Origin of the sequence: Sphingobium sufflavum (genome assembly GCF_021403115.1) — a bacterium.
GTDB lineage: Bacteria > Pseudomonadota > Alphaproteobacteria > Sphingomonadales > Sphingomonadaceae > Sphingobium > Sphingobium sufflavum.
Window position 1 is genome coordinate 59925 of the sequence record NZ_JAJSSH010000007.1, and the last position, 25432, is coordinate 85356.

19 protein-coding genes and 1 riboswitch are annotated in these 25432 nt (G+C 65.1%); of the genes, 12 read left to right on the forward strand and 7 right to left on the reverse strand.

Going from position 1 to position 25432, the window contains the following annotated elements:
- Positions 1-24: 24 nt before the first annotated feature.
- Together LWE61_RS11580 and LWE61_RS11585 are read left to right on the forward strand one after the other, a co-directional pair.
- Complete coding sequence (locus LWE61_RS11580) at positions 25-531, forward strand: hypothetical protein (protein ID WP_234150227.1); 507 nt, start codon at positions 25-27, stop codon at positions 529-531.
- A gap of 608 nt (positions 532-1139) precedes the next feature.
- Positions 1140-1400, forward strand: coding sequence for a hypothetical protein (locus LWE61_RS11585; RefSeq protein WP_234150228.1), 261 nt, complete (start codon positions 1140-1142; stop codon positions 1398-1400).
- 256 nt (positions 1401-1656) lie between these two features.
- On the opposite strand, the gene LWE61_RS11590 is transcribed toward LWE61_RS11585, so the two are convergent.
- On the reverse strand, positions 1657-1875 hold the full coding sequence (locus LWE61_RS11590; protein ID WP_234150229.1) for a DUF5818 domain-containing protein: 219 nt from the start codon (positions 1873-1875) through the stop codon (positions 1657-1659).
- Positions 1876-2101: 226 nt separating this feature from the next.
- Positions 2102-2356: riboswitch (cobalamin riboswitch) on the forward strand.
- 271 nt (positions 2357-2627) lie between these two features.
- Here LWE61_RS11590 and LWE61_RS11595 point away from each other — a divergent pair.
- The 5 genes from LWE61_RS11595 (at position 2628) to LWE61_RS11615 (ending at position 9928) form a co-directional block, all read left to right on the forward strand.
- A complete protein-coding gene (locus LWE61_RS11595) occupies positions 2628-3707 on the forward strand; it encodes a HoxN/HupN/NixA family nickel/cobalt transporter (RefSeq protein ID WP_234150230.1) in 1080 nt (359 codons plus the stop codon).
- Positions 3704-4741: a cobalamin biosynthesis protein CobW gene (gene cobW / locus LWE61_RS11600; protein ID WP_234150231.1), complete on the forward strand. Its 1038-nt coding sequence runs from the start codon at positions 3704-3706 to the stop codon at positions 4739-4741. Before LWE61_RS11595 ends, cobW begins: the two co-directional genes overlap by 4 nt.
- The gene (cobN, locus tag LWE61_RS11605; protein ID WP_234150232.1) at positions 4741-8634 is read left to right on the forward strand and encodes a cobaltochelatase subunit CobN; all 3894 of its coding nucleotides are present in this window, start codon (positions 4741-4743) and stop codon (positions 8632-8634) included. The genes cobW and cobN overlap by 1 nt, the downstream gene beginning before the upstream one ends.
- A complete protein-coding gene (cobO, locus tag LWE61_RS11610) occupies positions 8631-9236 on the forward strand; it encodes a cob(I)yrinic acid a,c-diamide adenosyltransferase (protein ID WP_234150233.1) in 606 nt (201 codons plus the stop codon). Before cobN ends, cobO begins: the two co-directional genes overlap by 4 nt.
- Positions 9237-9376: 140 nt before the next feature.
- Positions 9377-9928, forward strand: a complete 552-nt coding sequence (locus LWE61_RS11615; RefSeq protein ID WP_234150234.1) for a hypothetical protein — start codon at positions 9377-9379, stop codon at positions 9926-9928.
- Between the two features lie 112 nt (positions 9929-10040).
- Here LWE61_RS11615 and LWE61_RS11620 read toward each other — a convergent pair whose 3' ends face one another.
- Genes LWE61_RS11620 through LWE61_RS11630 form a run of 3 tightly spaced genes read right to left on the reverse strand, consistent with a single transcriptional unit; the run spans position 10041 to position 14268 of the window.
- On the reverse strand, positions 10041-12191 hold the full coding sequence (locus LWE61_RS11620) for a CHASE2 domain-containing protein (protein ID WP_234150235.1): 2151 nt from the start codon (positions 12189-12191) through the stop codon (positions 10041-10043).
- A 3-nt stretch (positions 12192-12194) separates the two neighbouring features.
- Positions 12195-13583, reverse strand: a complete 1389-nt coding sequence (locus LWE61_RS11625; protein ID WP_234150236.1) for a FecR domain-containing protein — start codon at positions 13581-13583, stop codon at positions 12195-12197.
- Positions 13570-14268, reverse strand: coding sequence for a response regulator transcription factor (locus tag LWE61_RS11630; RefSeq protein ID WP_234150237.1), 699 nt, complete (start codon positions 14266-14268; stop codon positions 13570-13572). Before LWE61_RS11630 ends, LWE61_RS11625 begins: the two co-directional genes overlap by 14 nt.
- A gap of 491 nt (positions 14269-14759) precedes the next feature.
- Here LWE61_RS11630 and LWE61_RS11635 point away from each other — a divergent pair, with 491 nt between their 5' ends.
- A complete protein-coding gene (locus tag LWE61_RS11635; protein ID WP_234150238.1) occupies positions 14760-15164 on the forward strand; it encodes a hypothetical protein in 405 nt (134 codons plus the stop codon).
- 223 nt (positions 15165-15387) lie between these two features.
- Positions 15388-16272, forward strand: a complete 885-nt coding sequence (locus LWE61_RS11640) for an acid phosphatase (RefSeq protein WP_234150239.1) — start codon at positions 15388-15390, stop codon at positions 16270-16272.
- Between the two features lie 90 nt (positions 16273-16362).
- On the opposite strand, the gene LWE61_RS11645 is transcribed toward LWE61_RS11640, so the two are convergent.
- Positions 16363-18513 (reverse strand): hypothetical protein, encoded by a 2151-nt coding sequence (locus LWE61_RS11645; protein WP_234150240.1) that lies wholly within the window; start codon positions 18511-18513, stop codon positions 16363-16365.
- 81 nt (positions 18514-18594) lie between these two features.
- On the reverse strand, positions 18595-21300 hold the full coding sequence (locus tag LWE61_RS20625; RefSeq protein ID WP_267961694.1) for a TonB-dependent receptor plug domain-containing protein: 2706 nt from the start codon (positions 21298-21300) through the stop codon (positions 18595-18597).
- A gap of 131 nt (positions 21301-21431) precedes the next feature.
- On the opposite strand from LWE61_RS20625, the gene LWE61_RS11665 reads away from it, so the two are divergent.
- Positions 21432-22631 (forward strand): ROK family transcriptional regulator, encoded by a 1200-nt coding sequence (locus LWE61_RS11665; RefSeq protein ID WP_234150241.1) that lies wholly within the window; start codon positions 21432-21434, stop codon positions 22629-22631.
- A gap of 219 nt (positions 22632-22850) precedes the next feature.
- Positions 22851-23318, forward strand: a complete 468-nt coding sequence (locus LWE61_RS11670) for a MarR family winged helix-turn-helix transcriptional regulator (protein ID WP_234150242.1) — start codon at positions 22851-22853, stop codon at positions 23316-23318.
- Positions 23319-23378: 60 nt separating this feature from the next.
- On the opposite strand, the gene LWE61_RS11675 is transcribed toward LWE61_RS11670, so the two are convergent.
- Complete coding sequence (locus tag LWE61_RS11675) at positions 23379-24140, reverse strand: sterol desaturase family protein (protein WP_234150243.1); 762 nt, start codon at positions 24138-24140, stop codon at positions 23379-23381.
- A gap of 295 nt (positions 24141-24435) precedes the next feature.
- Between LWE61_RS11675 and LWE61_RS11680 the strand changes: the two genes are divergently transcribed.
- On the forward strand, positions 24436-25359 hold the full coding sequence (locus LWE61_RS11680; RefSeq protein WP_234150394.1) for a formylglycine-generating enzyme family protein: 924 nt from the start codon (positions 24436-24438) through the stop codon (positions 25357-25359).
- Positions 25360-25432 lie beyond the last annotated feature (73 nt).

A 25432-nucleotide genomic window follows, 5' to 3' on the forward strand; every position in this document is an offset into this window, starting at 1 on the left:
GGGCAACGCAAGGATCGAACAATATTGGACGTGACCTATGAGAAAATGAGCGGCTCTCTGGGATCGTTACTGCTGCTCTGGGCGGCAATCGAGCGATCTGCGCGCGAGGAAATCATTCATGTCCATGGATGCCTGCCAAAGTCGGCCTATGGAATAGCCGCCGTCTTGCGCACTTGGGAAAGCATGGTGACTGCAAGGCAGCCGGTTGTCCCGCTGCGCCTGTTGCTGGCCGCGACGCTGCGCGCTCAACTCGAAGGGGCGCTCACCCTTCGTAATGGCATATGCCACGGGTTGAATGGCATTTCCTCGGCGCATGGCGATACGCCTGCGACAGTGCAGTGGGAAATGAATGGGGCAAAACAGTCCATGTCCTGGGATGACCTGCAGGCGTCCCTTGGCTGGCTGTCCAAAGTTCCCGCCGCCATCGCCATAATATCCGACCGATCGAGCCTGGAGACGGGGCTGTTGGATACTATCGAAAACCGGCGTTGGTGGCGGGTGGAATTTGCCCTTGATGTGCCAGAAGGATGACTGTTTTCATGCCCTGATCCGCCAAGGATTCGCAACTTCACCTCCATTCATATTCGTCATTGCGAGCGCAGCGAACCGCAAGCGCGCGAAACCCAACCCATCCACGAGCGCGACATGATTTCGCGCACCCAGAAGAGTCGAATTCCGATGGTCCGCTCCACCAGCCGGCATCGCGGCGAAGAGCGGCTATTTTCTATCCTTCCCCCAGAAAAATCTTTGCCCGGTCTATCCTGCCCCGGCGAACCCGCGCCGGTTGGCCCGCCATGCCTGCCGTTCGGCCACGTCGTGCCTTTTTCCGTGGCAATGCAGGCCATTGCGAGCGCCCCCCGCCCGCTGTCGAGAGAGGTTGCAGCCCAGTCTTTCATATGTCTATACTAATGGTAGAGATTTATGGCATGACCCGGTTCCCATGGGAATGGACCATTGTAATCGCACCGTAACATGTCTGGGCAACAGGCGGCCGGGCGATTGCGCGCACCGATGCATCCATGGACTCGATCCGGGCCGGATGCCGCAGCGCGGGGACTCTGGACAGGAGAGGCTTTGCCGGGACGGTTGCGTTCCGGTGCAATCATCATGTCATGGATCGCTGAAGGGGGCTCTCGCTTATGCAGGAAAATTACGGTCAATTCGGTGTGGCGACGCTGGTGCAGGGCAAGGGATGCCGGGAGGTCGATCCCCGGCTGGTGGACCGGATGCGCGCCATGGTCACATACCGCACGGACGAGGCGCTGAACGCCCGTTTCGGCATCAGCTACAACACCTGGCGCAAGCTGATCGCGGGGCAGCCAGTGCGGGCGTCGCTGCTTAACCGACTGGAGGCACGGCTGGACACGCTGGAAGCCGAAGTGGACGGGGCGCGGCTCTGAATTGCGGCCGGAACAGCGGACGGGCACGCCGCGATCAGAGCGGGGGCGATGCAGGGACAGCTTTGTTTCGGGTCAGTAGCGAACAGTCCCCTGACGTCACCCCGACTTGATTCGGAGTTCCACTTTGTCTTCCGATTTGAATCATTCGAGTGACCGCAAGAGGCAGCGGGCTCCGGATCAAGTCCGGGGTGACGGGCAAGTCCGGCGTCACAGGGCGGTCAAAGAGCAAACCGCCCGAAAGCCCTGACCAAACTCCTCAGTTCACCGGCCCGATCCGGTCCACGCACAGCAATTTCTTGGAATACATCGCCCCCTCGACCGACACCGCCCGGTCGATCAGATGGGCGGGCGCCATGTCGAGTTCCAGCCACATTTCCGCGCCATCGTCCTGACGCAGGGCATAGCAATGGTTCTTGAAGATGAGGGTACCGACGGCGTTGCACGGCATGGGCTGTGCAAACTTGGTATCTGTCATGGACGACTCCCTCGTTGGTCAGTCATCCCCTCCCGTTTGCCCGATCATATGCGCCTTGCGCGCGCTGGCAAGCCCGGCGAGGGGCAGCCTGTCGCCATAGTGTCATCTTTACCGCCCGGAACCGCAGATAGGCGCGCGACTGTTGCCCCCGTGCATCATCATTCGACCTTGGCAGCGGTCCGCCAAGTCCCTACACAGGCCGCTGAAGGCAGGCTCCATGGCCCGCCTTCGCTGATCGCGCCGGTGCCCCGCAAGGGGCTTCGAAAGGGAATGTGGTGCGGATGCCCCTCGACAGGTCGGGGGCGCGTCCCAATCCACGGCTGTCCCTGCAACTGTAAGCGGTGAGTGAGATGCATATCGACCCTGCCATAGCGGCGGGGTCAGCCACTGGGTCGGACGCTAAATCATGCGAGGCCTGGGAAGGCCGTGCATCGAGCGACGACCCGTGAGCCAGGAGACCTGCCGGCGTCTGGTCGCTCTTGCTCTGGCCCAGGGGTTGGCCAAGGCACGGTGAAATCCGTCTGGGCGACGAAGGAGCGGCGGGGGCCGCTGTCCCTGTGCGCGCGATGCGTTGCGGCGTCGTGCGGGCATGGAATATCCGCGTGCGCGGCCCGGCCATCCCGCCGGTCGGCATCGCGGCGGCAGGCCCCGCTTTCGTCACGCCGCAACGGGAGCGCCATCATGATCCCCCATAGCCTGCCCCGATGCCATCTTTCCCTGACCTCCCCTTCCCGCCACGGAATTTGGCGCGCATGAGCCGCCTCGCCTCCTGGCTCGCCCATCCGCTGGGCCGGCGGATCGCCGTCCTGAAACTGTTGCTGATCGCCGCCAATGTCGCGGCATGGGCATGGGCCTTCGCGCTGTTCCGCGACCAGCCGCTGATGCTGGGCACCGCCACGCTCGCCTGGGGCCTCGGCCTGCGCCATGCGGTCGATGCGGACCATATCGCGGCGATCGACAATGTGACGCGCAAGCTGATGCAGGAAGGCCAGCGCCCGATCACCGTCGGTTTCTGGTTCGCCATCGGCCATAGCGGCATCGTGCTGATCGCCGCCATGACCATCGCGCTGGCCAGCAGCGCGCTGACCGACGTGGAGGCCGTGGGCGACATCGGCGGCGTCATCGCCACCGCCGTCTCCGCGCTGTTCCTCTTCGCCATCGCGGGCATGAACCTCGTCATCCTCCGCTCCGTCTGGCGACGGTTCGACCATGTCCGCCGCGGCGGCGCCTATGTGGAGGAGGATCTCGACCTGTTGCTGGGCAATCGCGGCCTGCTCTCGCGCATCTTCAAACCCCTGTTCCGGCTGGTCAGCCGCCCGTGGCACATGGCCCCGCTCGGCTTCCTCTTCGGGCTGGGTTTCGACACCGCGACGGAGGTCGCGATCCTCGGCCTCTCCGCCAGCCAGGCGGCCGACGGCCTCTCCATCGGTACGGTGCTGATCTTCCCGCTGCTGTTCGCCACCGGCATGGCGCTGGTCGACACGCTCGACGGGGTGCTGATGCTGGGCGCCTATGAATGGGCGTTCGTGAAGCCCGTGCGCAAACTCTATTACAACATCACCATCACGCTGGTATCGGCCCTTGTCGCCATCGTGATCGGCGGGATCGAGACGGTCGCCCTGCTCGCCGACAAGCTCGACCTGCACGGCGGCATCTGGTCCGTCGCCACCAACCTTGGCGAGCATTTCAACAGCCTCGGCTTCGCCATCATCGGCCTGTTCGCGGCCTGCTGGCTGATAAGCTGGTTCATCTATCGCTGGAAACGGTTCGACGAGATAGAAGTCGCGCTGCCCGGCCAGCCCATCCCCTCCATCGAAGGACAGATTTCATGAGCAAGGTTCCCGCAACGGTCATCACCGGCTTCCTCGGCGCGGGCAAGACGACCCTGATCCGCCACCTGATCGAAAACGCCAACGGCCGCCGCATCGCCCTCATCATCAACGAGTTCGGCGACATTGGCATCGACGGCGAACTGGTGAAGGGCTGCGGGGACGAGGCGTGCCCGGACGACGACATCATCGAACTGGCGAACGGCTGCATCTGCTGCACCGTGGCGGACGATTTCCTGCCGACCATGGAAAAACTGCTCGACCGCCCCACCCCACCCGACCATATCATCATCGAAACCAGCGGCCTCGCCCTGCCCAAGCCTCTCATCAAGGCCTTCCAATGGCCCAGCATCCGCACCCGCGCGACGGTGGACGGGGTGATCGCGCTGATCGACGCCGATGCGCTGGCCGCTGGGCGCTTCGCCACGGACGAGGCCGCGCTGGCCGCCGCCCGCGCCGCCGACCCCACACTCGACCATGACAGCCCGCTGGAGGAATTGTTCGAGGACCAGCTCGCCTGCGCCGACCTCGTCCTGCTCAACAAGACCGATCTGGTCGACGCGGCAAAGCTGGCCGAGCTGGAGGCCGGTCTGGCCAAGGACGTGCGCCCCGGCGTCACCATCGTCCGCGCCGACCATGGCCGCATCGACCCCGCCGTCCTGCTGGGTCTGGACAAGGCGGCGGAGGACGACACCGACGCTCGCATCTCCCACCATGACAGCGAGGAGGATCATGACCATGACGACTTCGACAGCTTCGTGCTGGACCTGCCGGTGGTGGAGAATGTCGACGCGCTGCTCGCCACCCTGGCCGACACCATCGCCGCGCATGACATATTGCGGGTGAAGGGCTTCCTCGCCGTCGGCGGCCGCCCCGCCCGGCTGGTGCTGCAAGCGGTCGGCCCGCGTATCCAGCATCATTACGACCGACCATGGACGGCGGCGGAGCGTCGCCAGTCGCGGCTGGTCATCATCGGCCAGACCGGGCTGGACCGCGCCGCCATCGAGGCCAGCCTGCACGCCGCAGTGCCCGCCTGATGCATCTGCTGTCCGCCACGCCGGGAACCATCTCCGCCGGGGACGAGGCGATCGACCTCGGCCAGTCGCCCGGCGACATCGTCTTCCTGACCGTGGCGGACAGCGAGCTTGCCTGCTTCTCCCGCGCCGCCGCCCTGCTGGGTGACGGCGGCCCGACAGTGCGCCTCGCCAACCTGCTGCAACTGCGCCACCCCTATTCGGTGGACCTCTATGTCGAGCAGGTGATCGCAAAGGCGAAATTCGTCTGCGTCGTCCTGCTGGGGGGCAAGAGCTACTGGCCCTATGGCGTGGACGAGATTGCGGAGACGGCGCGCCGCCACGGCATCGCCTTCGCCGCCATCACCGACGGGCGGGAGGACGACCCGGACCTCACCACCTGTTCCACCCTGCCGCCCGAAAGCTGCGAGCGGCTGCGCGCCTATCTGCGGCAGGGCGGCATCCCCAATGCGCTGGCCTTTCTGAAAACCGCCGCCCGGCTGATCGGCCATGACGCGGGCGTGCCGGACGATCCCGTGCCGGTTGCGGATGCCGGCCTCTATCGCGCCGGCGCGGATCGGCCCACGCTGGATCAGGTGCGGTCGCGCTGGGTCGAGGGGCAGCCGGTGATGCTGTTCGTCTTCTATCGCGCGCTGGTGATCGCGGGCACGCTCGACGCGCCCGACGCCATCATCGCGGCGCTGGAAGCCCAGAATATCAACGTGATGCCGGTCTATGTTCGGGCGCTGCGCGAACCCTTCGTCATCGACCATCTCGGCGCGCTGATCGACGCCGTGCAGCCGGACGTGATCCTCAACGCCACCTCCTTCGCCGCCTCCTCCCCCGGCGAGCCGCGCACCCCCGGCGTGCTGGAACGGGCCGACTGCCCCATCCTCCAGACCATGTTCGCCAGCGCGGAGCAGGCATCATGGGAGGAGAGCGCGCGCGGCCTCGGCCCCCGCGACCTCGCCATGAACATCGCCCTGCCGGAGGTGGACGGGCGCATCTTCACCCGCGCCGTCGCCTTCAAGGCGACAGAGCATTTCGACGCCCGCACCGAATGTGGCATCGTCGTGCCGCGCGTGCTGCCCGACCGGGTCGCCTTCGTCGCCGCGCTCACCGCCAACTGGGCGCGCCTGCGCCGCACGCCCGCCGCCCGGCGACGGGTCGCGATCATCCTCGCCAACTATCCCAACCGCGACGGCCGCATCGGCAACGGCGTCGGCCTCGACACCCCCGCCAGCGCGGCGGCCATCCTGCACGCGCTGGACGAGGCAGGCTATGACGTCGCGGGCGCGCCCGCCGACGGCGCATCGCTGATGGCGCTGATGACGGGCGGCGTGACCAATGATCTGTCGTCATTGGACCGCACACCTCCTGCGCCCCCACCCGCATCCCATCTATCCCCGCCCCCTCCACCCGTTCGTCCTCAGCCTGTCGAAGGACCGTCCTTTTCTTCGGACGCAGCGGTGCGGGGGGAAGACAGTCCTTCGACATTCGCGGGAGGCACGGACGAAGCCGCCCTCCCCTCCCTCCCCCTCGCCACCTACCGCGCCGCCTTCGCCGCCCTGCCCGCCAGCGTACGCGACGCCATCACCGCCCGCTGGGGTGAGCCGGACGCCGACCCCTTTGTCCGCGACGGCACCTTCCGCCTCGCCATCCATCGGTTCGGCGGCGTCGCCCTCGCGGTGCAACCCGCGCGCGGCTACAATATCGACCCGAAAAGCAGCTATCACGACCCCGCCCTGCCCCCGCCCCACGCCTATCTCGCCTTCCATATCTGGCTGGAGCGGGAATTTGGCGCGCAGGCGCTTGTCCATGTCGGCAAGCATGGCAATCTGGAGTGGCTGCCGGGCAAGGCGATTGCCCTGTCCAACACCTGTTTCCCGGAAATCTGCGCCGGACCGCTGCCGCAAATCTATCCGTTCATCGTCAATGATCCCGGCGAGGGGACGCAGGCCAAGCGGCGCATCGGCGCGACTATCATCGACCATCTCACCCCGCCGCTGACCCGTGCGGAGACCTATGGCCCGCTGCGCGAGCTGGAGGCGCTGGTCGACGAATATTATATGGCGGCGGGCATGGACCCGCGCCGTCTCGACGCGCTGCGCCGCGACATATTGGCGCTGGCCGCCAGTCAGGGGCTGGACAAGGATGCGGGCGCGACCGGCGGCGACCCGGACGACACGCTCGCCGCGATCGACAATTATCTGTGCGAGTTGAAGGAGATGCAGATCCGCGATGGGCTGCACATCTTCACCCGCTCGCCCGACGGCGCGCTGCTGCGCGACCTGCTGATCGCGCTTAGCCGGACCCCGCGCGGCATCGACAATGACGGCCAAAAGTCGCTTTTGCGTGCCTTTTCGGACGATCTGGCGCTCGGTTTCGACCCGCTCGACTGCCGCATGGGTGATGTGTGGGACGGCTCGCGCCCGGATAGTCTGGCCATCCTGTCCCCTGAATCATGGCGAACGACGGGGGACACGGTCGAACGGCTGGAACTGCTAGCCATAGAGCAGGTGGATGCCCTGCTCAGCCGTACATCCTGTCAAACGCCCGGCCCCGCCAGCACCGCCGTCCTCGCCGCGATCCGCGACGATCTCCTCCCCCGCGTCACCGCCTGCGGGCCTGCGGAAAAGGCCGCGCTGCTCGCCGCGCTCGATGGCCGCTTCATCCTCCCCGGCCCGTCCGGCGCGCCCACGCGCGGGCGGCCCGACGTCCTGCCCACCGGCCGCAATTTCTATTCTGTCGACACCCGCTCCGTCCCCACCGTCGCCGCATGGAACCTGGCCCGCAAGTCCGCCGACCTGCTCGTCGCCGACTATTTCCAGCGGGAGGGCGACTATCCTCGCGCCATGGCCGTCTCCGCCTGGGGCACCGCCAACATGCGGACGGGCGGCGACGATATTGCGCAGGCCCTCGCCCTGATGGGCGCGCGTCCGCGCTGGGACTGGTCGTCGGGCCGGGTGATCGGGTTCGAGGTGATGAAGGTCGCGGAACTGGGCCGCCCCCGCGTCGACGTGACCTTCCGCGTCTCCGGCTTTTTCCGCGACGCCTTCCCCGAACAGATCGACCTGATCGACAGCGCATCGCGCGCCGTCATGGCGCTGGACGAGCCGGAAGAGGACAATCCCGCCGCCGCCCGTCACCGCGCCGAAACCGCGACCCTGATCGCGGACGGCATCGACCCGAAGACCGCCGAACGCCGCGCCGGCGCCCGCGTCTATGGCTCGAAGCCGGGCGCCTATGGCGCGGGCCTGCAAGCCATGATCGACGAGAAACTCTGGCACGACCGCGCCGATCTCGCCACCGTCTATCTCGACTGGGGCGGCTATGCCTATGGCGGCGGCGTGGAGGGGGAGACGGACCGCACCGGCTTCGCGCACCGGCTGGCGCAGACCGACGCCCTCGTCCAGAATCAGGATAATCGTGAGCATGACCTGCTCGACAGTGACGATTATTATCAGTTCGAGGGCGGGATCGCGGCCGCCGTGGAGCATCTGTCCGGGCGCAAGCCGCTATCCTACCACAACGACCATAGCCGCCCGGAAAAGCCGGTCATCCGCACGCTGCACGACGAGATCGGCCGGGTGGTGCGCGCGCGCCTGACCAATCCCAAATGGATCACCGGGGTCATGCGGCACGGATATAAGGGCGCGTTCGAGATTGCGGCATCGGTCGATTATCTCTTTGCCTTTGCCGCCACCACCCATGCGGTGCGCGACCATCATTTCGACGCGGTGCACGCCGCCTTCATGGAGGATGAGACCGTGCGCGATTTCATGGCGCAGGTGAACCCGGCGGCCCTGCGCGAAACCGCCGCCCGGCTGACGGAGGCGCTGGAGCGCGGCCTGTGGAAGCCCCGGTCGAACAGCGCCGCCATGCTCCTCGCCAGCCTTGCCGGGGAACCGGCATGACGTCCCCCGATGCACAGGCCCATGCCGCACGGATGCGCAAGAAGGAGGCGGCCCAGCAAAAAATCGCGACCACCAAGACGATCGAGAAGGGGCTTCTGATCGTCCACACCGGCAGGGGTAAGGGCAAGACCACTGCCGCGCTGGGCATGGTGCTGCGCGGTGTCGGACATGGCCAGCGCGTCGGCGTCGTGCAATTTGTGAAAAGCGAAGGCCGAACGGGCGAAAAGGCCGCGCTCGACCATTTCCCCGGCCAGGTCGAATTCAAGGCGATGGGCGAGGGGTCGACATGGAAGACACAGGACCGCGACCGCGACATCGCCGCCGCCCGGCTCGGCTGGATGGAGGTCGTCCGCATGATTGCCGACCCCGCCTATGACATGGTGGTGGCCGATGAACTGACCATCGTCCTGCGCTACAACTATCTGCCGCTGGAGGAGGTGCTGGCGGTCCTGAACGCCCGTCCGCCGATGAAGCATGTCGTCGTCACCGGCCGCAACGCGCCGCAGGAACTGATCGACGCCGCCGACATCGTGACGGAAATGACGCTGGTCAAGCATGGCTTTCGGTCGGGGATCAAGGCGCAAGCCGGGATAGAATTCTGAAGGGATAAGGCGGCCGAACATTCTCGAAACAATCCGCCCCAAACTTGCCCGAAGCCCCCTCCCTCGCCCGAACAAGCCCATCGCGCTCTCCCTGCCACCCTGCTAAAAGCGGCGCCATGAACCGCATGGAATGGACCCGAATGACAGCGCGCGCGATGCTTCTCACCGCCTGTTGCCTTGCGAGCGCCTGCGCCGGGCCTGTGCGCACCCGCTATGGCAGCCTGCCGACACCCGGCCCGCCGGCACAATCCCCGACGCTCCGCTACCTGCCGCTGGACGCCGCGCCGCTCAGCACCCTGGCCTTGGCCTCCACCACCGACGACGAAGCCCGCCGCGCGGTGACGGAGGCCCTGCGCGCCAGCGGCATCGGCATTGACGATCAGAGCGCGAACGAACTGCACATCGGCCTCAGTTCCCGGCCGGACAGGGTGGGCGTTCTGGGCGCGGGCGGCACCGCACTAGCCTCTCCGCGTCGGCAACGCCTGCTGCAAAACTGCCGGAACAGCGGCTATCGCCTCACGCTGGCCGTCACCGATCGGCACAGCGGAGAGATCGTCGCCCGCGGCTGGGCCGAAGAGAGCCATTGCGCCGCCGACCTTACATCCGTCCTGCCCGTGCTGGCGCGCCAGTCGGTAGCGATGCTCACCCGGCCGGGCACCAGCGGATCGACTCTGCGCTGGACGCGGGATTGAAGAGCGAAGCCCTATTGGGAACCTGTACTGAAGGGCCAAATCGAACCGGGAGTTTCGTTCGTCCAGTTCTGGCGAGGTGCGTGACTAGCCTGAATGGCGCACCGCAAGGGTTTCACTCCCCCTCCTCGTCGAAAAACGCGCGAGATAGAAGGATGCTGAACCGATGGACCCCACCGGGCAGCGCCGCATAGTCCACCGTGCCCCTCTGCCGTTCCAGCGCAATCCGCACGAAGGCGAGGCCCAGACCACCACTGTCCCGGTCGCCGGTCGCTTGCCCCGGCGCGAAGGCGACAAAGGGATCAGCCGCTCGCTCTGGCGGCATGGCGGGGCCAGGACCGCTGACCGACAGACGCAACCGACCCTCCTCCTCTCCCAGCGCGCAGGCGACACAGCCGCCCTCCGGCGCGAACTTCACGCCATTGTCGAGCAGGTTGACCACCGCCCGTACCAGCAGCCCCCGGTCGCCCATCACCCACAGGTCGGCGTCCAGCCCCTCCTCCGCGATGGTGACGCCGCGCCGCTTGGCCAGCGGCCAGATGCGGTCGATGGCCTCCACCCCCACATCGGCGAGGTCGACAGGCTCCCGCTGCACCACAGCCTGCTGCACCCGCGCGAGTTGCACGAAATCGTCAGCCAGTTTCAGCCCCCGTTCCGCATGACCCCGCAGCGCATCCGGCCCTGCGCCGCCACCTTCCAGCAGGGCAATGATCGCGGCATGGGGCGCACGCATGTCATGGCTGAGGAATTGCAGCGCCTGCTCGCGCGCTTCCCCGGCGCGTTTCAGCTCGGAGATGTCAACGAACCGCTGGATCGTGCCCGCCCCCCCAATGGGCGCGCGCATCATCACCAGTGTCCGTCCGTCATCCAGACCGATCTCCGCTCCCGGTTCCGGCGCACCCATGCCCCGCCCAACCAGTATATCCGCCATCATCCGGCCTCGCACCGGCCCATCGAACAGGGCATCCGCTGCGATATTGCCCATTACCACCCGCCCGTCATCATCCACCACGCAGACGGCATCGGGCAGGCGGGCCAATATATCCGCGATATAGTGGCGCAGAGCGCGCATCTGGCCGATGACGTCATGCAGGCGGCCGCTCTCCATATTCACCAGGTCGCCACGCGCGTCGGCAGGAACGGTGGCAGGCATGATGTCCGGTTCCGCCTGCAACGCCCGCGCCTCCGCCGCCAAGAAATCGCTGACCGCCGCCAGCCGCCGCCAACCCCACAGCGAATAGACCAGTACCAGTCCCAGCAATGTCGCCCCCGGCGCGAACCACCATCCGCTGACCAGCACCCCGCCCAGCGCCAGCGCCGCCGTGCCGCCCAGCGCAACCAGCGACAATTTCAGGTTGGTGGACGGTCCAAAGCGCAGGAAGGCCAGCAGCAGCAGCCAGACCGGCAGCAGCGCCAGAACCGTCTGCCACGGGTCCGGCATACGGCGATAGAAATGATGCTGCACCAGCCCGTTCAGGATATTCGCCTGCAACTCCACGCCCGACATCAATGTCCCGGCCGAGGACGGGACGAGGAAGCGATCCCCGAACCCCGCCGCCGTGCCACCCACCATGACGATCCGCCCGCGCAGGAAGGCGCTCGGCACGCTGCCGGACAACAGGTCGGCAAAGGCGATGCGCCGGAAACTGCCGGGCGGCTCGAACGGGATCAGCAACCGCTCGCCATCACGCGCGGTCGGTGTGGAGACCGTCGTGACCAGCGCCGCAATCCGCTCCACCATCAGCGGGATCGAACCGCCATGACCGGGCTGATAGCTGCGTACGACACCATCGCCGTCCGCATCCACATCGACCGACCCCAGTGCAGCGGCGGCCCGCATGATGACCGGCGGCGGCAGGCCCTCGCCCGGCGGCTCCTGCCCAGTGGATAGAAGCGGCGGCAGCATCGGCAGCACGACGGGCGTGGCACGGCTAATGGCCGCGCCCAGCACCGCATCCTCCGCCGTGCCTTCCAGGAACAGCACGTCATAGCCGATCGCCAGTGGTCGGGCGCGGGCCAGTATATCCAGAGCCGCCGCATGGCGCGCCCGTGGCCAGGGCCAACGCCCCACGCGGGCCAGACTGGCGTCGTCGATCTCGACCAGCAGGATGCGCTCGTCCACCGGTGGCGGTGACAGGGCGATGACGGCGTCGAGCAGGATGGTATCGACCCGTTCCATCCACCCGCCCCGGCTCGCGCCCAGTACGATCAGCGTGGCGCAGAGCGACACCAGCGCCCACTCTGTCACCAGCCGCCTATACAGCATGGATCAGCGGCCTGTCCCCGCCACGGTCAGTTTCTGGAAGGGCAGCCAGTTTTCCACCATTTCGCCATCCGCATATTGGCGCACACCGACTCGCCAGACGTAGACGCCATCGGCCATGCCGGAGAGGGTGAGCTCCTGCGCGGTCAGGCCCGGCTCGTCCACCATCGGCCGCGCCTTTGCATCACCCCGCGCCATCTGGAAATGATAGACGCGCCGTCCCTCCCCCGCGCCCGCCCATTTGAACTTCAGCCGGTCCGCCTCCTGTTCAGCCGCTGCATTCAGGCCAGTCAGCACGCGGCGGATCGAATAGACCTGCGATTCCCCCTCCAGCCCACTGGCCGCGATGGCCGAAACACGCGCGAACCAGCGACCATTGCCCAGCGCGGGCAGCGCGACCACAGTCCCTTCTGCCGTCGCCTCCGCCACAACATCGCCAAAGCCCGCGTCCGCCGCGACCTGCACATGATAGGCGCGCGCACCCGGCAACGGACGCACGGTGAAAGCCGCCACCGGATCGATCAGCACCTGCGCCGGATCGGCCAGGTCGGGCGCGGGCAGCAGCGCCTCCGTCCGAACCGCACCGCTGGCGGCAACCACGGCGCCCTGCCCCTTGGGCACCAGCGCAGGCTTGCCCGATCCCGCACCCTGCACGGCAACGCTGCCATCCAGCACCTCGGTCAGCGACTGGCCCGCGTCCGCACCATATCCCACGCGCAGCACCGTGCCGCGAATGGCGGAGACCGCGCGCGGCGTGCGCAGCCGGAACTGGCCGCTGCCGGGGACGAGCGGAGTCGCCTGCGTCTCGAACTTGCCCTCATCCACGGCAATGTCGAAATCGACGCCGCCGGTCAGCAGGATACGCCGCATTGCGAGCAGGCGCACACGGCTGCGCGTCGGTATGGAAAGTTGCGACCCATTGGACAGCGTCAGGCCGACAAAGCCATCCGGCCCCGTCTCGATAATCGCGCCGGGTCGCACCGCCATGCCGACCGTCGGCGTTCCTGCCGCACTGCCCGCGCCCGCACGGATGCCGACCTGTCCGCGAAACGCCTGCACCTTCGCGTCCAGCGGTTCGGCGCGCAGCAGACGGACAGGGATGCGCAATCGGGTGCCGGTCGGGATTCGATAGGGATCGGCGATGCGGTTGAGCCGCTGCACGAGGGCGAAATCGCCCTGCCGCGTGAAATAAAGACGGGCGAGACCATAGAGATGCTCACCCTTGCGCACCTGATAGTCGATGGTGCCGTCAGCGGCGACCTCTACCTGTCTGGCAAGTGGGACGGCAACAGGCTGCGCCCGTGCGACCGGCGCGGCAACAGCCAGCGACAGCCCGACCAGCAACCGACCGTACGACGGACCATATGTCCAGAATGATCCGTCAGCCTTGGTCATAATAGGGTTCCAGGCGATACCCATATCCGAAGATGGTTCGCAGGGAAAACCCGTTTTCCGGTCGCAGCGCCAGCTTGGCACGAATACGCGAGACATGCATGTCCAGCGTCCGTGTCGACAGGCTGGCGACGCTCAGCCACACCGTCTCCATGATATAAGGCCGGGACAGCGGCCGGTCGAGATTGGAGAAGAACAGGAAGGCCAGCCCGAACTCCTTGGAGGTCAACTGTATCTCCTCCCCCGCCAGCGTCACCACGTCGCGGCGGCGGTCGAAGCTGTAGCCGCCGAAATGGATCGGCGCCTCGTCTCCGCCCGCACCCATGCCGTGCCGACGCAGCAGCGCGTTGACCCGCGCGGACAGGACGATGGCGGATTCCGGCTTTACCACGAAATCATCGGCGCCCGCGTTCAGCGCGCCGGCAATCTCCTCATTCTGCGAACGATTGGTCAGCATCATGACCGGGGGACATTGCGGCAGCCGCGTCTTCACCCACTGGATGACCTCCATCCCGCTCATTTCAGGCATGGTCCAGTCGACGATGAACAAGTCGAACGTCTCGCGTTGCAGCGCGGCAAGAAAACTGCGACCATTTCTGTAGAGGAGACAGCGATGCCCGTCGCGGGACAGAACATCCTCCACGAACTTCAGCATGTCTTCGTCGTCGTCGATTACCGCGATATGCATTGCCTGACCTTAGCCGCTTCCCTGTCGCGTAGGTGGTATTTCCCTTTCCGTCATCGTCACCCGTCCGATTTTACAAACTTTTACAAGCCGGTTCGGCACTCCTGCCCTATCATGGGCACAGGCGATGGATGGTGCAACAGGCCGTGGCGCGGGGGCCATGTGCAGGAGAATGCGTCATTTCCGCCATTCGGATGGCAAGCGTACCGGCATGGGACGCCCTTGCCCTTCGGATCGCACCCATTCGAGGCAGTTCCGCGCCGGAACTGCCTCGATATGAGACGGCCTGTCGGGCATCACGCCATCCGGGTCATCCGCACGACCATCATCGGCGGGCAGGAGAAGTCGACGGCGCAATGACGTGGACAGGGCAGAACAAAAGCCGTCGAACGGCGCATTTCAGATCAACGGATATTATCGGACAAAGGGCGCGATCTTCCATGGTCAACCACGGACCCGCATCCCTCCTCCCGCAGGCACGGCGGTAAAGCGAGGTGAGCGAACATATCTTTCCCGCCCGTACGGGCCTGCCACCGCACATGGTCGTGAAACTTGGCTGGAACGGCTATAGCAAATGCTATTTCATGGCGTATCTGGGCGAGGGTTCCGACGATCCCAGCCTGTGGAGCGGCGGCCTGATGCATGTCAGCCACGATGCCGCGCATGTCTGCGCCGTGGCGCGCAGCTACACCGCCACACTGCCGCAGGATTTCGCACGACATCTGGAGGCCGATCAGCGCGCGGAGGAGGAAGCCTGGATGCCGGATCCGCTTTCCCATGCCGCGCCGCCCCCGCCCATGGTTTCGACACCCTCGCCCACCGATCGGCATGGCTATGCCGTCCGCCTCTCGCTCCGCCGACGCTTTGCGAACCTGTTGCCCACGCTGTTACGGCGATAGCCTCACGGGGCAACAATCCTGCCCCCACAGAGCAACACTGATCCTGTAAACTGCGAGGAGCATAGGCAAGGGCAAGACACCTCTCTCACTTGCTCCGAAAAGGCATGCAGCAACCCATTGGGCACGCTAAGGCCTTCCTGCCATGGAAGAAAAACGCCTGAACCACAGGCGATCGGGATCGTCGGCGTCATCCGCCGTCCCTTGGCAAACAGGAGGAGAAGAGATGACCCACACCCCTCGACTGACGGCTCTCGCACTGGTGGCAACGCTGCCCTTTGCGCCCCTGCACGGGCAGGTGCAGACATCGGCCCCACCACCGGCAAGCTCATCGCAGGCGGCACAGCCAACATCTGTGGTCGCACCTGGCATCACCCCCACCACCCCGTCCCGCCATATGGCGATGAGCGGCTATCTGCCGCAGGCCGCCCTGCCGGATAGCGCCACGATCCTCCCTCCCCCACCCGCCACGGCTTCTCTGGCGCAAGCCCGCGATGACGAAGCCGCCGCCGCGGCCGTGGCGCAGCAGGGCAGCGCTCGCTGGAAACTGGCCGTGGCCGATGCGGAACTGATGGCGCCCGATGCGATCGGGGCTTTTTCCTGCGCAGCCGGTTTCGACCTTGGCGCACAGGCAACGCCCGCCATCTCTGCCCTGCTACGCCGGGCGGCGGCGGACATCGCCATCTCCACCTTCGCCGCCAAGCGCAAATATCAGCGCCCCCGTCCCTTCATGGTCAATGGCAAGCCCAGTTGCACACCGGACATGGAGCCGCTGTTGCGCCGGGATGGCTCCTATCCCTCCGGGCACAGCGCATTGGGCTATGGCGAGGGGTTGATCCTGGCGGAGGTCGTGCCGTCGCGTGCCACGGCGCTCGTCGCACGCGGCAAGGCCTTTGGCGACAGCCGCCGCCTGTGCAACGTCCACTGGCTGAGCGATATCGAGGAAGGGCGTATCATGGCCTCCGCCACGCTGGCGCGGCTACATGCCGAACCGGCGTTCCAGAAGGATGTCGCGGCGGCCCGCGCGGAGGCCGACAGGATATTGGCATCGGGCGCTAAACCGGGCCGCGACTGCGCGGCGGAAACCGCCACACTCGCCACAACGCGATAAGAAAAGCGGGCAACGGCCGATGCGCCGTTGCCCGCCATAGCGGTCGAGACCAATCAGGCGGCAGGGATGCCGCCCCTCATGTACATCGTCTTACCGCACCACCACGCGCACCCGGCCAAGGTTCTGGATACGCGCATAGGGCGTCCGGCGATCCCCGTCCCGCTGCGAAATACCGCGCAGCGCGGGGAAATAGGTTCCGGGTTTGGTGAAGCGATAGGTGGTGGACACTGCGACGCTCTTCGCACCCTTGGCCACCGTGGAACTGGTCGGGAAAGCGCCTGCCCCGTCAAAGTCCCATTCGGCGGCGATCACCGACCCCGCGCCGGGCGGCACGGCGACCGTGCCCGTAAAGCGCACCACGTCGCCCACCTTCACATCGGCGCGTTCACCGCCATTCGCCTTGAGCGTTACGACCGGCTGGATGCCCCCGCGCGCGGGGGCCGTCGGGGCGACGATGACCTGCCCGTCCTCGACACGATAGGATGTGCTGGCGGCGGGGGCGATCCCCTTCTCCACCCACAGCGCCACATCGCGCAGCGCCTGATGGAGGACGCCGAGATAGCTGACCGTGCGGGTCGCATCCTCCTGCTTCGTGGAATCACCATGGAGTGCATGGTCCGCAAACCAGACCCGGAAATGATCGTCGGTCGCCTTGCCGAACTTCGCCTGCACCCGTCCGCGATACCAGTCCGCCGACCAGGGGTAGGCTTCACGGTCCCAAAGCGATTCCACCAGGATCATCTTGCCCTCGAAATTGCCGCTGGGCACCGAACCCGCCGTCGCCTGCGTAAATATCGGGCCGAGCAACATGGGGCGCTGCGGATAGAGCGGCTTGCCGTCCTTGCCCCGGAACTGGTTCCAGACCGCGAACTCCGGCCCCGGCACCTGATGCCGGTGATAGGTTTGCGCGGCGAGGAAATTGCTGTTGTCGACCTGCACCTCATCGCCCGGTGCCAGCTTGGCCGCCACGGCGGGATCGACGATGCCGAACACCGCAATATCGCCGACGATCCGGCTGATGGTCAGCTTCGCGCCCTTCGCCGCGCCCGACAGGACGATCAGGTCGCCGCCCAGGAACTCCACCTTGGGCGGGGTCGTGCCCAGCCGCACCCCGACGACATTCTTCACCTGCCGTCCGTCCGCCGCAGCGAAACTGTCATCGACATTGCCCGCGACCTTGCCCGCGATCACCCCGGTCTGGAGCTTGAGGCGCACGGCATCGGAAGGCGACAAGGCCTCCGCCACCGTCGCCTTATGCTGGAGCCGCGCACCGACGAAACTTTCGGGATGGTCGAAGCCATAATAGCCCGGCTTGGTCCAGAAATCGGTGAAATAGCCGGGATCGGCCATCACCACCCCGCCATAGAGGGCCGCAAAGCCATGGATGCCCATCGTCTTCCAGCCGAACCAGCTTTGCGGCGGAAAGCCCATGCTGGTCACTTCGCGATAGGCCGATGCCTGTTCGGCGTTCAGCCCTGCCGTGGGATTGCCGCTGCCGCCCGGTTCCACCGCGTCGAGAATCTGCGGGAACTTGCCGTCGAGCAGGCGCATCGCATGCATGCGGACACTGAAACTGTTAGGGATCGCCATGCTGGACCCCAGCACATAGGGCACCACCCCGTCCCAGACGCCACGCGTATTCTCGAACGAACCAACCGTGCGATAGGCACCGCCGCTGCCGCCATAGGCATAGCCATAGGGGCGCTTGCCGCCATACATCTGGAGCGCGACGACACGCGAATAGCGGGCCGCCGCCGCATTGGCGCGATAGGCGCCCACGGTGGGATCCTTGGACCCGAAGCCTGCCACGGCGGAACCGCCGCCGTTGGTCTCCACGAAGTAGCCGCCGCTGGACAGGGCAAAGCCGAGCTTGTCCTCTTCCCCCTTCAATCCGCGCTGGGCGAGATTTTCGTTATCGGGCGCAGGCGTGAAATGCTGGAAGAAACGCCCCTGATATTGGGCCTTCTCCGGGAAGTAGAAGGAAAACCGGGTCTCCGTGCCCTTGAAGCCACCATGCACATAGCGGTGCCGGACGGGCGCATCGCGCCACTCGTCCTTGTCGATATAGGGTTGGGCGAACAGCGGATCGACTGCCGGGGAAGCCGTGTCGGACGTCGACGCCTTGTTCTCCACCGGACCCGCCGAGTGACTGGCAGACGCCAGCAGCGTCCCGGCCAGCGCCAGCACCAGTGACGGGGACAGGAAACGGGCAGCACGGGCGGTCGGCTTTACATCAGGCATGGTGATACTCGCTTCGAATAAGGAAGGCCCGGCCGGTGGGAGGGTGAACCGGCCGGGCCTTTATACTGATACCGGGCGGTATCAGAACTTCTTGGACACGCCGACCATGACCAGTCGGCCCAACGTAAAGCCGTTGGCGTAACCGCTGTCCGGCGTGGACAGATAGACCGGCGGGTCCGTGTCGAACACATTGTTCACGTTCAGGGTAAAGCTGAGATCCTGGAGCAGCTTGCTCGACCCCGGCACATCATATTTGAAGAACAGGTTCACCGTGTCATACGCGCCCACCCGGTCTTGCGGGCGGATGCCGGCGATGCGGGCGACGGCAAAACCACTGCTATGGTTCAGCGTGGCCTGCGCGCGCAGGTTGCCGACCGTGGCCCCGATATTCGCCTGCAACTGGAGGCGCGGCGTGGCATTCTGCTGGGTCGACGTGATGGCGACCAGCTGATCCCGGACCGGCGCACCCGGCGATGTCTGCGTCTTGCGGGTCAGCTGATAGTTCCCCGCGACACCGCCATCAATAGCACCAAAGCCCGTTTCATGCCGGTAATTGACATCGAAATCGAGGCCGCTGGTGTTGAGGATGCCGTAATTGCCCACACGGAAGTCGATCAGCGCATAGATGAGCTGGTTCGACGCGATCAGCGGGTTCACGACGGCAAGGCCGCCGGGATCCTGCGCTGCAAAGGCGCGCACCACATCGGCGGACAAGCCACCCAGAGCCGTCGTTGCATTGCCCGGAAAGTTGGCGAAAATGCCCGCATCCGGCGTCGGCGTGCTGAGCAGATCCTTGAACTTCACATTATAGTAAGTGAGGCTGGCGCGCAGACCGGGGATGAAGGGCGGGCTGATGTCCGCGCCGATGGACCATGTGTCCGCAGTCTGCGGCTTCAGGCCTGGATTCGATCCCTGAAGGCCAATGGTGTAACCGCCAAAGAAACCGATATTGTCGCCTGGACGAATGAACGGCAGGAACGGGAAACCACCGATCGAGTTACGCTGAGATCCCAACTGGTCCAGCGGCGAGGGTGCGTTGAAGGACGTGCCCCAGTTGCCGCGCAGGGAGATCCAGGACACGGGCTTGTAGGTCAGGCCCAGCTTGGGATTGAAGGTGCCGCCAAAGTCGCTGTAATAATCATAGCGACCGGACGCGGACAGGATCAGCGACTGGATGCCCGGCATGGCGTTGCCTGCACCGAACACCGGCACCTGCACCTCGCCGAACACCGCGTTCAGCGAGCGGCCATATTTGGAATAGGGCATGCTCGCCAGCGCGCCAATCGGCGCGCCGGACGTGAACCGCTGCTGGAAATTGTCGCGGATGAACTCGTAACCGACCGCGACCTTCACATCGCCGCCCGGCAGCGAGAACAGACTGCCGTCCACGATGGCGCGTGCGTTCAGCACCTCGTCCCGCGCCTGTCCCTGAATGGCGCGGTTGCGGATGGCCGCGATGGTCGCGGGATTGGTCTGCGCCAGGTTGAACGGGTTGATCGCCGTGGCCGGATTGGAGTCCGCCCCCGCCGCGTTCAGCGCGGTGGTGTCGATACCGTTCAGGAAATAGGTGCTGTTGCTGCGGCTGTAGTTGAGCAACGTGCGCACCTGCCAATTATCGTCGAGCGCGACCTTCAGCTCGCTGTTGACGCCCCATTCCTGCGCGTCCGTACCAAAGGGCGCGCTATCCACGCCCAGCAACGGCGCAAAGCTCAGGTTGACCGTCTCCGACGCGGGCCGGACCGTGTTGGCGGGCACGAACATATAGGGGTTGGCGGTCGTGACCGTGAAATTGCCGACCAGTTCGTCCGTGCCGCGCGTCTTGCGGTCGCTGTAGAAACCGCGAACGTTGATCGTCACCTTGTCGCTGAGTTCCTGATACAGGCCAACGATGACGCCATGCCGCTCTGCCGCCGGAATGACGGACTTGTTATCGGTGGGATCGCAATAGTTGATCGATCCGGAGGTGCTGCTGGGATAGCCATAATTGACGCCACCGATCGTGACATTGGGCGCGCTGCACTGACGGCCCTTCAGCGTCGGGTTCGCCGTGGCATAGTCCCGGCCATTGATGAAATTGCGGTCGCGACCGAAGATCATGTCGTTCTTGGAGAAAGTGTAGGACGCATAGAGCGAACCCGATCCCCAATCCTTGCCCGCCGTCAGATTGGCGTCGACCGTGTAATAGTCATCCGCAAAACCATAACGCCCGTCGACCTTCACACCATCGAACCGCTTGCGGGTGATGAAGTTGATGACGCCGCCCACGGCATCCGCGCCATAAGTGGCCGATCCGCCGTCCGTCACCACTTCCACGCGCTCAATGGCGCCGGTGGGGATCAGGTCGGGATCGATGGACGACTGGTTAACGCCGATGCCAGCGACCCGATGGCCATCGACCAGCACCAGAGTCGCCGAACTGGCGGCGGAAGGCGACAGCAAGTTGCGCAATTCGGGACGCGCGATCTGCAACTGGTTCACGGCCCGCGACAATGTCGCGCTCGGCACGTTGTTGAAGAAGTTCGTGACCTGCGGAATGGTCGCCAGCAGGTCGTTCGACGTGACGGAGCCGGTCTCCTTCAGCTTCTGCTCGCCCAGATTGATGATCGGCGAACCGACCGGCGCACTACCGCGCAGCAGCGTGCCCGTTACGACGATTTCGCGATCCGAAACGCTATCGTTGGTGGATTGCTCCGCCGTGCCCTGTGCGAAAACGCTCGCCGGGCACAATGCCAGTGCAGCCGCCCCCCAGGCAAAAGCACGCGCGGAAATACGAATATTGGATGCCATCAGTCCCCTCCATTTTTTGGTATTTTGTCTGCGTACATTCCGAAATCCGGGCTGTCAAAATAAATTTAGGTACTAAAATTATAGAATGGATTGCCGCTTGCCGGTGTCCGGAAAGTCTGGGAATAAGGCGCATGCGCCTATCGGATTCCGAGTATCATCGCCTGACGGTCCTCAAGAATCTGCGTGCGGCAGAGCCTGTCTCCCGGACGGAGCTGGCGCAGTTGTCGGGGCTGACCGGCGGGGCGATCACCCCCATCGTTCGCGATCTGGCGGCGCGCGGCCTGGTGCTGGAGGAAAAAGTGCCCTCTCCCAACCGGGGGCGGCCAAGGGTCAATCTGCGCCTCAATCCTGCGGGCGCCTATGTCGCCGCCGCGACCCTCCCCTCCACCGGCGATTTTCTGGTGGAGATACTCGACCTGACCGGGCGAGCTATTTTTTCCCAGACCCGGCCCCTGACCGACACCCGGAGCCTGGCCGTCCTCGCCGCGCAATTCGCCACGGTTCTGGCGGAGGTCATCGCGGCCAGCCCGTTGGACATCCATGCCATCGCGCAAGTCGGCATCGGCCTGCCCGCCATGGTCGACAACCGGACCGGCGTCGTGGAATATATGGCGACCTTCTCCGGCGGCCGGTATGATTTCGCGGCGACGCTGCAGGCCCTGCTCGGCATCCCGGTCAGGATCGACAATAATATGAACCTGCTGGCGCGGGCCGAGCATTGGTTCGGCGCAAGTCCACCCGTCGATGATTTCACGCTGATCCTGATCGAACTCGGTCTGGGCGGGGCGCGCTACCAGAATGGGCAACTTGTCGTGGGCAGCCATGGGATCGAGGCGGAACTGGGCCACACCAAGATCGTCCCCGAAGACGGCAGGCAGTGCCATTGCGGCGGCTTCGGCTGCCTCCAGACCTATAGCTCGCTGAGCGCCCTGGTCACGCAATATTGCGACCTGACGGGACAGGCGGTGCCCGGCCATATGGGTATGCGAAGTCTGCTGCCGGACGTCATCGCCCTGACGAAGGCGGGGCATAACAGCCTGCAGGACATCTTCCACCGCTGCGGTAAATATCTGGGCATCGCCATCGCCAACCATATCAACATGCAGGACCCGGAACGCATCATCGTGTTGTCGAGCGAGCCGGAACTGGTCGACCTCATCTCCGACGATTTCTTCGATGCCCTGCACCACAACACTCTCGAACCGCTGCGCAATCTGGCACGGGTGACATTCCGGCACCTCGACGAGCAAAATTATTCGCGCGGGGCCGCCGCCATGGTGCTGGAGCAACTATACCAGTCACGAACGACCATCGCGTCCGCAGACGCATAGCCAGATCGAAGCGCCAGCAACCGTCTGGCGAAACCGAGGCAGTGGGATCATGATGCCCTTTCCGCCTCTCTCCCCACGCGCGCTGACACCGCGCTTCTGCCTCGCCTGAACGGATCGAATCTGATAGCGCCATGGATGCGCCACGCCACCGCCCGCATCGGCGTGCCAGAGGCCGGTTGCCGTCGGCGCGGCAAGGTCAGTTATTCAGGGATGATGCCTATGCCCTCTCGTGGGGCCTTCACCGAGGACAAGCGGGACGAGCTGCTTTACAGCACGGAAGAGGCAGGGTTTTTCTTCGGCGCCCTTGCCGCGGCGCGGGATCGGTTTGGCCATGTGACCCGCATCCTCTCGCGCGAGTACGAGATTGGTCCGCGCGGCCCGTGGATGGTGGGCCTGATCGGACGCCGCCCCATTTCCCCGCATGAACTGGCCCGCGCCTTCTCCATCGGGCGCAGCCTCGTCACCGCAGAACTGGCGCAGCTTCAGGCCGCCAATCTGATCCTCTACGAAAAAAGCGCCCAGGACGGGCGCCGTATCGAATTGTCGCTTACCCCGACCGGTCAGGCGTTGCGCGAGCGCCTGTCGCGAGACCTGACGTCTTTGCTGGAGCAGCGGCTGTCCGGCTATAGCGCAGAGCAGGTGATGGCGACCGCCCGGATGCTCAGGGATTTTGCCGAGGGCAACTGAGTGCCCCAGTCCGGCCAGACTGACAGGGGGAGAGCACTCGGCCCTCCCCTCCTTGCCCGATCAGGAAACAGTGTCGCTGACCGGCACGGGATCGATGACCACCGCCTTTGCCGCCGAACGCTGCTTGACCTTGTCGAAATCGCTTTCGAACTTGGGCCGCATCGTACCGCACAGCCGGTCCCAGATCGTCGTGTAGCCACCGAAATTGCCGGTGAAATAGCGATGATGCTGGTCATGGAAAGTCGCGGTGATGAACCACTTCGTCGCCCAGCTCTTGTTCCACCAGCGCGGCATGAACTCATAGCCGGAATGAACGTACACGCCCATGATGATGTTGGTCGGCAGGATCAGTGCCATCGTCGCATCATGGATGGTGAAAACGCTCAGGAACAATGGCACGAAACCGCCATTGATGACCGATTCCAGCGGATTCACCGACAGCGTCGTCAGGACGTTGGGCGACGTGGACTTGTGGTGCAGCTTATGCACCCAGCTATACACCGGCTCCTTGTGCATCCAGCGGTGCAGCCAATAGAAATAGGTGTCGAACAGGAAGAAATAGAGGACATATTCCAGACCGATCTGCCACCATGCCGCCGGTGTCGCGATGCTGCTGATGACGCCATGCGCCCACAGCCATTTGGTGGCGGCGCCGATCATGGTGCCCGAAACGGTCAGCGTGACGACCGCAATAATCGCCTCGTTACGCAAGATTTTCCATTTGAAGCCCTTGGGCTGGATCTTGCGCGCCTTGAAATAGCCGCTGACCACGCCAGCCACGATGCCGATCGCGACGAACAGTATGAGCCAGAGCCTGAGCATATGCTCGCCACTCATCAATCCCTCGAACACCCTCGACCATACCTTTCTGCATGACGCCCCGCGATGGATCGGGGGCAAGCGAGTCGTCGCGCCATGTCTTTGACAGACAATGGCATCGCGACACTTGATAAGTCTTTATAGTTCATTTTGTGAATTTTATCAACCCTGCCTCATCTTTCGTTCGTACATGCTTGCGCTTGTCAGAGGGGTCCCGCTCCTCCATCGGGCAAAAGGACAGAACAAGGGCCGGGAGAATGACGCAATGACGGCGGGTAGGAACGGATTGCTCGACGGCATGGTCTCTGTGCCGGGGGGCATGTTCTCCATGGGGTCGGACCGCTTCTACGCCGAGGAAGCACCGGTTCGGCGGGTACGGGTCGATGCGTTCTGGATGGATGTCTCCCCCGTCACCAACCGGCAATTCGCCACCTTTGTCGCGGCGACCGGGCATCGCACCCTGGCGGAGATCGCCCCCGACCCGGCAGATTACCCCGGCCTGTTGCCAGAAATGGCCCATGCAGGGTCGCTGCTGTTCCAGCAGACGGCGGGGCCGGTCGACCTGACCGATCCGTCGCAATGGTGGGATTTCCGGCTGGGCGCCGACTGGGCGCATCCGCTCGGACCGGACAGCGGCCTAGAAGAGATATGGGACCATCCGGTCGTCCATGTCGCCTATGAGGATGCCGCCGCCTATGCCCGCTGGGTGGGCAAGCGCCTGCCGACGGAAGCGGAATGGGAATTTGCCGCGCGTGGCGGGCTGGACGGCGCGGACTATGCCTGGGGGGACGAGCTGGCCCCCGGCGGCGCGATGCTGGCCAACACCTGGCAGGGCGCCTTTCCCTTCGCCAACCTGCTGACGGACGGCTGGGAGCGGACATCGCCGGTCGGCATCTATCCGCCCAATGGCTATGGCTTGGTCGACATGATCGGCAATGTCTGGGAATGGACCAGCGACTGGTATGCTCACCCCAAGGTCGAGAGGAAGACAAAGGGCAGTTGCTGCACTATCGCGAACCCACGCGGCGCACGGCAGCGTGACAGCGTCGACCCCGCAGCCCCCACCACGGCCATGGGACGCAAGGTGCTCAAGGGCGGCTCCCACCTGTGCGCGCCTAATTATTGCCAACGCTATCGTCCGGCGGCGCGCCATCCACAGGCGATCGATTCCTCCACCAGCCACATCGGTTTCCGTTGTGTCGTACGGGCCGGAGCCGATTGATCGCAGCCCTTTAGGGTGGTCGGCCGACGGTGTCGGCCCCGCAAACGCTTCGTCGCAAAATCGCCGCCCTCCT